The organism is Micromonospora sp. NPDC049171 (assembly GCF_040648275.1).
Classification (GTDB): domain Bacteria; phylum Actinomycetota; class Actinomycetes; order Mycobacteriales; family Micromonosporaceae; genus Micromonospora.
Window position 1 is genome coordinate 134423 of sequence record NZ_JBEZDJ010000006.1, and the last position, 13300, is coordinate 147722.

A 13300-nucleotide genomic window follows, 5' to 3' on the forward strand; every position below is an offset into this window, starting at 1 on the left:
AACGGTACGTCGCCGTCCCGCCTCCCGGTACGCGACGTCCAGCAGGTGGGAAAGCGTAATGCACAGCAGCCTCTCAGCTGGGATTCATGAGGCGATCATCTGCGCTGCCTAACCTGGTGGGCGGCGGGTCGCGGGGGCCCGTCGACCGCTGGCCGCGACGACGCGGCGCCGAGTGCGAGGGGGCAGATGCGATGCGCATCGACGAGCAGCCGCGGACCCGCTGGCCGGACCCGTCGGCGTTCCGCAACCGCCGGCCCGACCTCCGCCTCGGCAGCCGCCGGCACCGCATCGACCCGGGCGGCGCCACCGAGGGCCGGATCGCGGTGCAGCACACCGTCCGCACGGCGACCGCCGAATACACCCTGCTCCTCAACGCCCCCGAGTGGCTCGGCCGCCGGGGCGTGGGCGACGCCCTGCGGGACAGCGTCGCGGAGTTGCGCGCCATCGACCTCACCTACGGCCCCAACCGGCCGGAGAGCCTGGTCTCCCGGCTGCGTCGGGGCGAGATCAGCCCTGACTCGTACCCCCCGCTCGCCGACCTGGTGGACCGCTGCGCCGCCATGCGCGCGGCCACCGACGGATGGTTCGACGCCTGGGCGGTGCCCGGCGGCTTCGACCCGGGTGGCCTGCTCGGTGGCTGGGCGGTGGAACGCGTCGCGCAGAGGCTTCGGGCCGCCGGCATCCACGACTACGCCGTCGTCACCGGGGCCGACCTCGTCGTCCGTGGCCACGCACCGCACGGCGGGCCCTGGCGGGTCGCCGTGCACCACCCGACCGCACCCGAGCGCGCGCCACTGGTGCTGGAGATGACCGCCGGCGCGGTCGGCACCTCCGGGGTGAGTGGGCGGCAGGGGCACGTGGTGGACCCGCACACCGGCGAGCCGGCCGACCAGCTCGTCGCCGCCACCGTCGTGGGCCCCGACCTGACGATCGCCGACGGCTACGCCACCGCCCTCTACGCCGCCGGCCCCACCGGCCTGGCGTGGTTCCGCGGCAACTCCGACTATCGCGCGCTCTTCGCACACCGGCGCTGAACACACCAACGCGCGGAGCAGACCAGCGCTGAACACATCGCCGCTGGGCACACCAGCGCCACATCGAGCCCGTCTCACCGCGGCGCTCCGGCCCGATTCGCACCTCGGTCGCCCGCTGCCGGGCGGACACACCGCCTCGGTGGTCGACGACCGGTCGGGCTTGCGATCGGCCCCCACGCTCTCGGCAACGACCGTGGGGGCCGATCAGCGACGAGTGCGCGTGGCTCGCACAATCGAGGGGTGCGGACCGGTCGGGTCGGACGTCGACCGCGTCACCCGAAGACGGGCCGGCGCCTCGCACTCGGCCAGTAACCGCAGTACGTACGCTAGCGAATCGACGCAACTCGACGCAAGAGTCTCTACACCGGACCGTCGTGACGGGAGACCGCGGGACCGGCGGTGAGGCAGTTTCGACATGGTGAACGGCGGATGGCACGCTATCCGCCGTGAGTTTCGATCTGAGCGTGTGGGCCCTGGAGGACGGGGCGACGCCCGAGGACGTACGGACAGCGGTCGACGGTTGCCGACAGGGGCGACACGTGGACCGTTACCCGGACCCGCGGGTGGTCGGCTTCTACCGGGCGATCACCGCCTCCTATCCGGACCGTCACCCCGGCGCGGACAGCCCGTGGGCGGTGGCTCCACTGCACGCCGCCCACGACCATGTCGAGCTGAACCTGCACCCGACCTGCCCGGACCAGGTGCTACTGGACATCGAGCGGCTGGCCGGCGAGCACGGGCTGATGCTCTTCGACCCGCAGGACGGCTCGGTCTACCCGCCCCCGGCCCGACTGCCCGGCTGATCGATCCGACCGACCAGCCGCCCAGGTGGCCGGCTGATCGGCTGCCCGGCGGGCCGGCTGATCCGACCCGGTGCGGGTTCGACCCCCACCCCGGGGTACGACAAAGGGGCCCAGCGGATCGCCGGGCCCCCATGCCGCGTGCCGTGGACTATTCGTCGCGAAGGTCGGCGGCGCTGGCCGCGGTGGCGCCGATCGAGTCGGCGGCCGAGGTGAGCAGGTCGGCACCGAGCGCCTGGTCGACGGTGAGCGTCATCAGCGTCTCGCCGCCCGCCTCACGCCGAGCCACCTGCATGGCGGCGATGTTGATGCCCGACTCGCCGAGCAGGGTGCCGACCGTGCCCACGACACCGGGCCGGTCCGCGTAGCGCAGGAAGAGCAGGATGCCCTCGGCGCCGATCTCCACGTCGAAGCCGTCCACCTCGGTCAGCTTGAGCACGTCGCGAGCACCCGAGTGGGTGACCGTGCCGGAGACACTTACCGTCCGGCCGTCCGGCAGGGCGCCGCGTACGGTGACCAGGGTGGGCTGCTCGGCCGTCTCGGCCAGCGTCGTCAGGGTGACCTCGACGCCACGCTCGGCGGCCAGGTGCGGGGCGTTGACGTAGGTGACCTGCTCCTCGACGACCGAGCTGAACAGGCCCTTCGTCGCGGCGAGCTTGAGCACCGACACGTCGTGCGCGACGATCTCGCCACGGACCTCGACCGTGACGCTCGCGGCGATGCCGCCGGCGACCGCGGTGAACGCCCGGCCGAGCTTCTCGGCCAGCGGCAGCAGCGGGCGCACGTCCTCGGCGACCACGCCGCCGGCCTGCACGTTTACCGCGTCCGGCACGAACTCGCCCTGCAACGCGAGCTTGACGCTCTTGGCCACGGCGAGACCGGCCTTGTCCTGCGCCTCGTTGGTGGAGGCGCCCAGGTGCGGGGTGGCCACCACGTTGTCGAAGGCGAACAGCGGCGAGGAGGTGCACGGCTCCTTGCTGTACACGTCGATGCCGGCACCGGCGACCCGACCCTCGGCGATGGCGTTCGCGAGGGCCTGCTCGTCGACGAGGCCACCACGGGCGGCGTTGACGATGCGGACGCCGGGCTTGACGATCGCCAGCTCCTTCTCACCGATCAGGCCCACCGTCTCCGGGGTCTTGGGCAGGTGGATGGAGATGAAGTCGCTCTCCCGCAGCAGCTCCTCCAGCCCGACCAGGCGGACGCCGAGCTGCGCCGCACGGGCCGGCTGGATGTACGGGTCGTACGCGATCAGCCGGGTGCCGAACGCGGCGATGCGCTGTGCGAAGAGCACGCCGATGCGACCGAGCCCGACCACGCCGACGGTCTTGCCCTGCACCTCGACGCCTGTGTACTTCGACCGCTTCCACTCCCCCGCCTTGAGCGCGGCACTGGCGCTCGCGGTGTTGCGGGCGACGGCGAGCAGCAGCGCGACGGCCTGCTCGGCGGCGGAGACGATGTTGGAGGTGGGCGCGTTGACGACCATCACGCCCCGCGCGGTGGCGGCCGGCACCTCGACGTTGTCCAGCCCGACACCCGCCCGGGCGACCACCTTGAGCCGCGGCGCGGCGGCGACGGCCTCCGCGTCGATCTGGGTCGCGCTGCGCACGATGACGGCGTGGGCCTCGGAGAGCGCCGAGAGCAGGGCCGGACGGTCGGTGCCGTCGACGTGACGGACGTCGAAGTCGTGGGCGAGCACCTCGATGGCGGCGGGGGCGAGTTCTTCGGCGATCAGTACGACAGGATTCATCGGTCCTCGTAGAGGTCGTGTTTGCGATCGGCGCGGTGGCGGGGCGCCGCACTGCGCCCTGCGCTGATCCGTGCCGTGGCCGTCAGGTGCCGGCTGCTGCACCTACAGGCGATCGTAGGGGCCGGGCCGGGCGGCGTGTTCTGGTCTGTGGGGTGAGTGCCCTCACACGCCCGGTCGAGCGACGGACATCGACCGTTCACCTCACCGAAACGGTCACGCCCGCAAGACGCCGACCGCTGACGCCGCACGTGGTTGCGCACGGGAGCGTCGACCGCCCGCGGGCCCAGAACGCCAAGATCCGCGCAAGATCAGGGAAATAGCTGCCTCCTGAGGCCCCGAGGGGCCACCATCCCTGATGTTGCGCGGATTTTGGCGCGGGCGCACGGGGCGCCTGGGAGCAGCGGGGAGAGAGCCGCCGGCCCGGGCGCGGCGCTGGGGAGAGCGCCGGCCCGGGTCCGGTAGGAGTTGTCGTCCGGACCGTCAGGCGGTCTCGGTGATCGGGCGGTCGACCCAGCTCATCATGCCGCGCAGCTTCTTACCGGTCTCCTCGATCGGGTGCGCCGCACCCTCGGCCTGCCACTTGGTGAAGTTGGGCCGGCCGGCCTCGTCCTCGGCGACCCACTCGCGGGCGAACTCGCCGGACTGGATCTCACCCAGGATCTTGCGCATCTCGTCCTTGACCCGGGAGTCGATGATGCGGTGGCCGCGGGAGAGGTCGCCGTACTCGGCGGTGTCGGAGATGCTGTAGCGCATCTTCGCGATGCCGCCCTCGTACATGAGGTCGACGATCAGCTTCAGCTCGTGCAGGCACTCGAAGTAGGCGACCTCCGGGGCGTAGCCCGCCTCGGTGAGCACCTCGAACCCGGTCTGCACCAGCGCCGAGGCGCCGCCGCAGAGCACCGCCTGCTCGCCGAAGAGGTCGGTCTCGGTCTCCTCGGTGAAGGTGGTCTTGATCGCGCCGGCGCGGGTGCCGCCGATCCCCTTGGCGTACGCGAGGGCGAGGGCGAACGCGTTGCCGCTGGCGTCCTGCTCGACGGCGACGAGGCAGGGCACGCCCTTGCCGTCGGCGTACTGGCGGCGGACCAGGTGGCCGGGGCCCTTCGGCGCGACCATCGCCACGTCCACGTCGGCCGGCGGCTTGATCAGGTCGTACCGGATGTTGAAGCCGTGGCCGAAGAAGAGGGCCTTGCCCGCGGCGAGGTTCGGGGCGATCGACTCCGTGTAGATGGAACGCTGCGCGGTGTCCGGTGCGAGCACCATGATCACGTCGGCCTCGGCGGAGGCCTGTGCCGGCGTGAGAACCCGGAAGCCCTGCTCCTCGGCCTTGGGACGGCTCTTCGAGCCCTCCGGCAGACCGATCACCACGTCGACGCCCGAGTCACGCAGCGACAGCGCGTGGGCGTGACCCTGGCTGCCGTAGCCGATCACCGCGACCTTCCTGGCCTGGATCAGGCCGAGGTCGGCATCGTCGTCGTAGTACACCTCAACGCTCATGAGAACTTCCCTTTCGTACGACGGCCGGGGCGGCCCGTCGTGGTCTGTGCGGATGGGTTCGGTCACGGCCCAGCGGGGCCGACCGGTGGCGGTCAGGCGGCCCGCAGCGCGGGACCGGCGGTGATCGAACGCGAGCCGCGCCCGATCGCCACCAACCCGGACTGGACCATTTCCTTGATGCCGAAGGCTTCGAGATCGCGCAGCAGCGCGTCGAGCTTGTCCGGGGTGCCGGTGGCCTCGATGGTCAGCGTGTCCGGTGCGACGTCGACGACCCGGGCGCGGAACAGGTTGACGGTCTCCAGCACCTGGGACCGGGCGGACCGGTCGGCGCGGACCTTGACCAGCAGCAACTCCCGGGCGACCGAGACCTGCGGGTCCAGCTCGACGATCTTGAGCACGTTGACCAGCTTGTTGAGCTGCTTGGTGACCTGCTCCAGCGGCGACGACTCGGCGTTGACCACGATGGTGATCCGCGAGACGTCCGGGTTCTCGGTCTCGCCGACGGCGAGACTGTCGATGTTGAACCCGCGCCGGGAGAACAGGCCGGAGACCCGGGCGAGCACGCCGGGCTTGTTCTCCACCAGGACGGAGAGGGTGTGCATGGTCATGCCGGGGCCTCGCTTCGCTCGGTGGTGCCACGACCCTGGGCAAGGATTCGTTCGCTGTGCTCACTCATGTCAGATGTCATCCTCGTCGAAGGTCGGGCGGACGTCGCGGGCGAACATGATCTCGTCGTTGCTGGTGCCGGCGGCCACCATCGGCCAGACCATCGCGTCCTTGCCGACCACGAAGTCGATCACCACCGGGGCGTCGTTGATCTCCATGGCGGCGGCGATGGTCTTGTCCACGTCGTCCGCGTTCTCGCAGCGCAGACCGACGCAGCCCAGCGCCTCCGCGAGCTTGACGAAGTCGGGGATGCGGTGCTTGTGGGTGCCGAGCTCGGTGTTGGAGTAGCGCTCGTTGTAGAACAGCGTCTGCCACTGCCGGACCATGCCGAGGTTGCCGTTGTTGATGACGGCGATCTTGACCGGGATGCCCTCCAACGCGCAGGTGGCCAGCTCCTGGTTGGTCATCTGGAAGCAGCCGTCACCGTCGACCGCCCAGACCACCGTGTCCGGCTTGCCGACCTTGGCGCCCATCGCCGCCGGCACCGCGTAACCCATCGTGCCGAGACCACCGGAATTCAACCAGGTGTACGGCTTCTCGTAGGAGATGAACTGGGACGCCCACATCTGGTGCTGGCCCACCCCGGCCACGAAGATCGCATCCGGGCCGACGATCTCGCCCAGCCGCTTGATCACGTACTGCGGGGAGAGCGTGCCGTCCGACGGCTCCTCATAGCCGAGCGGGTAGCGGTTGCGCAGGTCGTCCAGCTGCGTCCACCAGTCACCCAGATCGGTGGTACGCCCCGCTGACCGCTCGACGGTCACCGCGGCGATCAGCTCGTCGATGACGTGCTTGGCGTCCCCGACGATCGGCACGTCCACGTGCCGGTTCTTGCCGATCTCGGCAGGGTCGATGTCCGCGTGGACCACCGTCGCGTCCGGGGCGAACGAGTCCAACTTGCCGGTGACCCGGTCGTCGAAGCGCGCGCCGAGCGCGACGATCAGATCCGACTTCTGCAGGCCGTAGACCGCGGCGACCGTGCCGTGCATGCCGGGCATGCCCAGGTGCTGCTGATGCGAGTCGGGGAACGCGCCGAGCGCCATGAGCGTGGTGATGACCGGGATGCCGGTCAGCTCGGCCAACTGGCGCAGCCCGTCCGTGGCACCGGCCTTGAGCACCCCGCCACCGACGTAGAGCACCGGCCGGCGGGCGGCGGCCATCAGCCGGGCCGCCTCCCGGATCTGCTTGCCGTGCGGGTGCAGGGTGGGCCGGTAGCCGGGCAGGCCCAGGGTGGGCGGCCAGGTGAAGGTGGTCGGCGCCTGGAGCACGTCCTTGGGGATGTCGACGAGCACCGGGCCGGGCCGGCCGCTGCTGGCCAGGTGGAACGCCTCGGCCAGCACCTGCGGGATCTCCTCGGCGGTCTGGACGAGGAAGTTGTGCTTCGTGATCGGCAGGGTGATGCCCTGGATGTCCGCCTCCTGGAAGGCGTCGGTGCCGATCATCGGTCGGGCCACCTGGCCGGTGATCGCCACCATCGCCACCGAGTCCATGTACGCGTCGGCGATCGGGGTGACCAGGTTCGTCGCGCCCGGCCCGGAGGTGGCGATACACACGCCGACCTTGCCGGTGGCCTGCGCGTACCCGGTCGCCGCGTGCCCCGCGCCCTGCTCGTGCCGGACCAGGATGTGCCGGACGGAGGAGTCGTAGAGCGGGTCGTATGCCGGCAGGATCGCGCCGCCGGGAATGCCGAAGACGACGTCGACGTCGAGCGCCTCGAGGGACCGCACGAGCGAGCCGGCCCCGGAGACCTGGGCCGGAGCGGATGGCCGTACCGCCGGGGCGGCCGGGGTGGCCGCGGGACGCGCGGCGGCCGGGTCGACGTCGACTGTCGGGTCGGCGGCCGCGCGGGCCCGGCGGGCGGAGTGGGCGAGGGTCTCGGGCGTGGGTCTCGTCATGGCGGTTCTGGCCTTCGGCTGGAGTGGCTGGTGGCTAGTCAAGCGATGCGACACGGGCGGGGCCCGCCTCGCCAGGTTCCGATGGCAATAAAAACGGCCCTCGTGCAGATGCACGGGGCCAGCGCACTCTCAATGAGGGAGAGTGCGCTCAGGTAAGTACTCGCAGCGACCGGTACGACGACATGCGGCTAAGCCTGACGCATCTCACGCGATGAGTCAACTGCTCCCACATGTTGGTCAACGGACGTCGGCGCGTCGCCCGACGACGCGCCATCGGCAGGCGGCGTGACCTGTGCGTACCCACCCGGGACCCGGCGTGGCGCGGGCGGTGGCGCGGGCGGTGGCGCGGACCGCGCGCCCGGTGACGTGGCCGCCTCCAGCATCGCTTCCAGGTGCTCGGCCGGCACTCCCCAGCCGAAGAGCGCGCCCTGGCCGAACCGGCAACCGGCGGCCACCACCGCGGCCAACTCGGTCGGCGCGGTCACCCCCTCGGCGATCACTTCCAGCCCCAACTGGTGGCCCAACCGCATCACGATGTCGACCATCGGGGCGAAGGCCGGGCCGTCCCGGTCGACCGGCCGGACCGGCTCGTGCTCGGCCACCAGGCTGTGGTCGATCTTCAGGATGTCGATCGGCAGCCGGCGCAACTGCCCCAGCGACGAGTAGCCGGCCCCGAAGTCGTCGAGCGCGATCCGCACGCCGGTCAACCGCAGCGCGGTCAGCCGCCGGATCAGCTCGTCCAGGTCGGTGGCGACCGCGTGCTCGGTGACCTCCAACACCAGCCGCTGCGGCGGCACGTGGTGGGCGCGCAGCGCCTCGGCGACCTGGACCACGTACGCCGGGGCGTGCAACTCGTGCGGGGAGACGTTCACCGACACCCAGACGTCGTGGCCGTCCGCCAGCCACCGGGAGAGCTGGTAACAGGCCTGGTGCAGCACCCAGGCCCCCAGCGGGGCGATCATGCCGCACTCCTCGGCGAGCGGGATGAACTCGTCCGGACCGACGTTGCCCAGCTCGGGGTGGTGCCAGCGCAGCAGCGCCTCCGCGCCGACCGGCCGCACCGACGGCAGCGACGCCACCGGCTGGAAGGCCAACCGCAGCTCGTCACGATCGATGGCGCCACGCAGCTCGTGCTCCACCGTCGTGCGTCGGCGCAGCAACTTGTCGTACGCGGCGTCGTAGCGTTCGATCCGGTTCTTGCCGCGCTGCTTGGCGTAGCGCAGTGCCAGGTCGGCGTGGCGCAGCAGCAGCTCCACGTCCGGCTCGCCGGCCCACCCGGCCACCCCGATGCTCACCGACAGGAAGACCGGCCCCTCCGGCTCGTCGTACGGCCGGTTGAGCACCCCGAGCAGCCGCTCGGCGACGCGGTCCGCCTCGGCCGGCTGACCCTGCATGAGGACGGCGAACTCGTCGCCGCCCAGTCGGGCGGCCACGTCGCCGGGGCGCAGGTTGCTCCGGAGCCGCCGGCCCACCTCGGCCAGCACGGCGTCGCCCACGTCGTGGCCATGCATGTCATTGACGTTCTTGAAGCCGTCCAGGTCGAGACCGAGCAGCACGCACGGAGTGCCCGCCGCGGCGGCGGCGTGCAGTGCGCGCAGCAGCCCGCGCCGGTTGGCCAGCGCGGTCAGCGGGTCGGTGTGCGCCAGCTCGCGAAAGTGCGCCTCCCGCTCGACCAGGCGGCCCGCGTACTCCCGGACGTCGCGAAGAGTCAGGTATTGCCGCGCCACCAGGGCGAAGCCCTCCACGCTGGCGGCCACGACGCCCGGCGCGGTGAAGCGACCGTCCTGGGCGAGGTGGTGTATCGCCGAGGCGGTCATCGCGATCATCGGGGCGATCCCGTACTCGCCGTCCCGATCCATCAGGTCGACCTCGGCCCGCCCCGGCCGGTCGGCCCAGTGCGCGGCGAGCGCGACGGCCAGCAGACCGGCGGCGAGCACCGCCGCACCGGTCAGCGCCATGGTCGGCCCGGCCTGGCAGAGCCCGGCGCTGAGCCCCATCCCGCCGCAGGTGACCGCGCTGATGCCGAGGCCCAGCGCGGTCAGTCGCCGGCGTAGCGCGGCCCGGAAGATGACTGTCGCCGCGAGGCCGGCTCCGAGCGCGGCACTCACCGTGGCCACCAGGATCGCCGGGCAGGCCATCGGGGTGGCCATGCCGAGCAACCGGGTGGGCTCGGAGAAGAGCACCCAGCCGACGAACCACAGCGCCGCCGCCACGACCAACCCGTCCAGGGCGAGCCGGGCCCGGCCCGCCGCGGTGGCGGCCACGCCCGGCAACCAGAGCAGGCCGGCGGCGAAGGCCAGCCCACTCACCGTCGTGCCGATCGCCACAGCGGTCGCCCAGCCCGTGCGCTGCCCCTGCTCGGCGGCCCAGTGGTGGTGGGCGCTGAGCGCGGCGACCACCCCGGCCAGCAGGCTGAGCAGGGCGACCCCGGCGGCCACCGCGAGCAGCACGTGTGCCGGCCGACGTGGCCCCACCCGCCGCCCGGCGATCACGGTCAGCAGCACGGCGGCGGCAGCGGCGACGAGCCCGCTGAGCGCCGCGACAGCGACCATGCCCGGGGGGATATGCACGCCTCCAAGAGTGCCGGATCGGCGCGCGCCTTGGGGGGCTGGGTGTGCATCTGTTGGGACACGGCGCATACGCGGGAGGGTTGGCGCGGCGATGGTGTCATGCTGGTGGGTATGCCTGAGCTGCGATCGAGGACTTCCACACACGGTCGGACGATGGCCGGCGCCCGGGCCCTCTGGCGGGCCACCGGGATGACCGACGACGATTTCGGCAAGCCGATCGTCGCCATCGCCAACAGTTTCACCCAGTTCGTGCCTGGTCACGTCCACCTCAAGGACATGGGTGGCCTGGTCGCCGACGCGGTCGCCGAGGCCGGCGGGGTGGGGCGGGAGTTCAACACCATCGCGGTCGACGACGGCATCGCGATGGGCCACGGCGGCATGCTCTACTCGCTGCCCAGCCGCGAACTGATCGCCGACGCGGTGGAATACATGGTCAACGCGCACTGCGCGGACGCCCTGGTCTGCATCTCCAACTGCGACAAGATCACCCCCGGGATGCTGCTGGCCGCGTTGCGGCTCAACATCCCGACCGTCTTCGTCTCCGGTGGCCCCATGGAGGCCGGCAAGACGATGGCGATCGAGGGCGTCGTGCACAGCAAGATCGACCTGATCGACGCGATGATCGCCTCCTCGAACGAGTCGGTCACCGACGAGCAGCTCGGTGAGATCGAGCGCTCCGCCTGCCCGACCTGCGGCTCGTGCTCCGGCATGTTCACCGCCAACTCGATGAACTGCCTCACCGAGGCGATCGGGCTGGCGCTGCCCGGCAACGGTTCGACGTTGGCCACCCACGCCGCGCGCCGGTCGCTCTTCGTCGAGGCCGGCCGCACCGTCGTGGAGATCTCCAAGCGGTGGTACGACGGCGACGACGACTCGGTGCTGCCCCGCACGGTCGCCTCCAAGGCCGCCTTCGAGAACGCGGTCGCCCTGGACGTGGCGATGGGCGGCTCCACCAACACGGTGCTGCACCTGCTCGCCGCGGCCCGCGAGGCGGAGATGGACTTCGGGGTCGCCGACATCGACGCCATCTCCCGGCGGGTGCCCTGCCTGGCCAAGGTCGCGCCGAACTCCCCCAATTACCACATGGAGGACGTGCACCGGGCCGGCGGCATTCCGGCGATCCTCGGCGAGCTGGACCGGGCCGGGCAGCTCAACCGGGACGTGCACGCCGTGCACTCCCCCTCGCTGGCCCAGTGGCTGTCCGACTGGGACGTGCGCGGCGGCTCGCCGACCCCGACGGCCGTCGAGCTGTTCCACGCCGCACCGGGCGGCGTGCGTACCGTCGAGCCGTTCTCCACCACCAACCGCTGGTCGTCGCTGGACACCGACGCGGCCGGCGGCTGCATCCGGGACCTGGAGCACGCCTACTCCGCCGACGGCGGGCTGGCGATCCTGCACGGCAACCTGGCACCGGAGGGCAGCGTGGTGAAGACCGCCGGCGTGCCGGACGACTGCCTGACCTTCCGCGGCCCGGCGAAGGTCTACGAGTCGCAGGACGACGCGGTGACCGCGATCCTCGCCAAGCAGGTCGTCGCGGGGGACGTGGTGGTGATCCGTTACGAGGGGCCCAAGGGCGGCCCCGGCATGCAGGAGATGCTCTACCCCACCTCGTTCCTCAAGGGACGTGGGCTGGGCCGGTCCTGTGCGCTGCTCACCGACGGCCGCTTCTCCGGCGGCACCTCCGGCCTCTCCATCGGGCACGTCTCCCCCGAGGCGGCCTCCGGCGGGCTGATCGCCCTGGTCCGCAACGGCGACGAGGTCGTCATCGACATCCCGAGCCGGTCGATCGAGCTGAACGTGTCCGCCGAGGAGCTGGAGGCGCGACGGGTGGCCGAGGAGAAGCGCGACAAGCCGTACACCCCGACCGACCGGCAGCGCCCGGTGTCGGCGGCGCTGCGCGCGTACGCCTCGATGGCCACCTCGGCCAGCGACGGCGCCTACCGCCGCGTCCCGGAGTAGTCACCGTCGATATCGGGGTGTCCGCGTCCACAGGACACCCCGATATCAACGATCTCTGTGCGCCCGGCGATAAGGCGGTCCCTCCATGTCGGCCACGTGGGCTAGCGTGTCGTCGATCTATCCGGGGAGAGCCCCGGATTTCGACGGGGGAAGAGGCGTGTACGTGTCGTTTTGGAAGAAGTCCGTGACGGTTGCGGTCTCGGCGCTCACCGCGCTCGCTGTCTCCGCATGCGGCACGACAACCGGCGGATCCGAGTCGCCGAAACAGCCCAGCGTCCTGGAGCTGCTGGCAAGTGACCTGAAGGGGTCGCTGCAGAAGACCGCCGAGGCCACCGACAAGAGCGACTCGGTGACCGTGACGATGTCAGGCACGGCGGGCGGCGAGAAGGTCTCGATGAAGGGCGTCCTGGACCTCGGCGACCCGGTCAAGGCCGAGATGACGACGACGGACGCGAAGGGCGACGCGACGATCGTCCGGATGGTCGGCACGGTCATCTACGTCGAGATTCCGGCGGAGGACCGCGCGGAGATGGACGGCAAGCGCTGGATGAAGATGGACCTGAGCGCCGCCGGCAAGCAGGCCGGGATGAACCTCGGCAAGCAGTTCGAGGACATCGATCCGACCAAGCAGGTCAAGACACTGCTCGCCACCGAGGGCACAAAGGTGGTCGGGCAGGAGACGGTCAACGGGGCGGCCACCGTCCACTACACCGTCACCACCCCGATGGCGACCTACCTTCAGCAGATCGACGCGAAGCTGCGGGCGGGCGTCGAGCAGCAGATGTCCAAGATGGGCGTCAAGGACATCACCACCGACCTGTGGGTCGACGAGCAGTACCGGCCCCGCCGGGCGGCCCTGAAGATGGGCCCGCTGGGTGACCTGGTGATGGACTACACCGACTACGGCAAGGCGGTGACCATCGAGACGCCGCCGACGGCGGAGACCCTCGACTTCGCCGAGATGCTCAAGGGTCTGAAGGACCTGCAGGGTCTGGAGGGTACGACCAGCGGCACCTGACCGGACCATCGTGGCTGCCCGGCCGGCGCGAAGGTCCGCGCGGGCCGGGCAGCGCCGTCTCCACAGCCGGCCAAACCACTTAGCGCCGGCTTGGGTCGGCGGCCAGGATCGCGT

9 protein-coding genes are annotated in these 13300 nt (G+C 71.3%); 4 read left to right on the top strand and 5 right to left on the bottom strand.

All coding sequences use genetic code 11. The annotated features are described in order from the left end of the window. Positions 1 to 191: 191 nt before the first annotated feature. Positions 192 to 1034, top strand: a complete 843-nt coding sequence (locus tag AB0B14_RS09960) for an FAD:protein FMN transferase (protein ID WP_357522208.1) — start codon at positions 192 to 194, stop codon at positions 1032 to 1034. A 446-nt stretch (positions 1035 to 1480) separates the two neighbouring features. Next, positions 1481 to 1837, top strand: a complete 357-nt coding sequence (locus tag AB0B14_RS09965) for a hypothetical protein (RefSeq protein ID WP_357522209.1) — start codon at positions 1481 to 1483, stop codon at positions 1835 to 1837. A 148-nt stretch (positions 1838 to 1985) separates the two neighbouring features. Here AB0B14_RS09965 and serA read toward each other — a convergent pair whose 3' ends face one another. From serA to AB0B14_RS09990, 5 genes are all read right to left on the bottom strand, one after another. Continuing rightward, positions 1986 to 3584 (bottom strand): phosphoglycerate dehydrogenase, encoded by a 1599-nt coding sequence (gene serA / locus AB0B14_RS09970; protein ID WP_357522210.1) that lies wholly within the window; start codon positions 3582 to 3584, stop codon positions 1986 to 1988. A gap of 480 nt (positions 3585 to 4064) precedes the next feature. Further along, entirely contained in the window at positions 4065 to 5078 is a 1014-nt protein-coding gene (ilvC, locus tag AB0B14_RS09975) for a ketol-acid reductoisomerase (protein ID WP_357071524.1), read from the bottom strand. Positions 5079 to 5170: 92 nt separating this feature from the next. Beyond that, the gene (gene ilvN / locus AB0B14_RS09980; RefSeq protein ID WP_088946549.1) at positions 5171 to 5686 is read right to left on the bottom strand and encodes an acetolactate synthase small subunit; all 516 of its coding nucleotides are present in this window, start codon (positions 5684 to 5686) and stop codon (positions 5171 to 5173) included. Between the two features lie 69 nt (positions 5687 to 5755). Then, positions 5756 to 7639: an acetolactate synthase large subunit gene (locus tag AB0B14_RS09985; RefSeq protein ID WP_357522211.1), complete on the bottom strand. Its 1884-nt coding sequence runs from the start codon at positions 7637 to 7639 to the stop codon at positions 5756 to 5758. Positions 7640 to 7827: 188 nt separating this feature from the next. After that, the gene (locus tag AB0B14_RS09990; RefSeq protein ID WP_357522212.1) at positions 7828 to 10209 is read right to left on the bottom strand and encodes a bifunctional diguanylate cyclase/phosphodiesterase; all 2382 of its coding nucleotides are present in this window, start codon (positions 10207 to 10209) and stop codon (positions 7828 to 7830) included. 111 nt (positions 10210 to 10320) lie between these two features. On the opposite strand from AB0B14_RS09990, the gene ilvD reads away from it, so the two are divergent. Beyond that, a complete protein-coding gene (gene ilvD / locus AB0B14_RS09995) occupies positions 10321 to 12168 on the top strand; it encodes a dihydroxy-acid dehydratase (protein ID WP_357522213.1) in 1848 nt (615 codons plus the stop codon). A 157-nt stretch (positions 12169 to 12325) separates the two neighbouring features. Continuing rightward, positions 12326 to 13186 carry a hypothetical protein gene (locus tag AB0B14_RS10000; protein WP_357522214.1) on the top strand — a complete coding sequence of 287 codons (861 nt, stop codon included), beginning with the start codon at positions 12326 to 12328 and terminating at the stop codon, positions 13184 to 13186. Positions 13187 to 13300 lie beyond the last annotated feature (114 nt).

What these genes read in the sequence shown, in the direction of transcription:
- AB0B14_RS09960 (WP_357522208.1), top strand. Translation starts at nt 192, where the DNA reads ATGCGCATCGACGAGCAGCCGCGGACCCGCTGGCCGGACCCGTCGGCG.
- ilvN (WP_088946549.1), bottom strand. Translation starts at nt 5,686, where the DNA reads ATGACCATGCACACCCTCTCCGTCCTGGTGGAGAACAAGCCCGGCGTG.
- AB0B14_RS09985 (WP_357522211.1), bottom strand. Translation starts at nt 7,639, where the DNA reads ATGACGAGACCCACGCCCGAGACCCTCGCCCACTCCGCCCGCCGGGCC.
- ilvC (WP_357071524.1), bottom strand. Translation starts at nt 5,078, where the DNA reads ATGAGCGTTGAGGTGTACTACGACGACGATGCCGACCTCGGCCTGATC.
- ilvD (WP_357522213.1), top strand. Translation starts at nt 10,321, where the DNA reads ATGCCTGAGCTGCGATCGAGGACTTCCACACACGGTCGGACGATGGCC.
- serA (WP_357522210.1), bottom strand. Translation starts at nt 3,584, where the DNA reads ATGAATCCTGTCGTACTGATCGCCGAAGAACTCGCCCCCGCCGCCATC.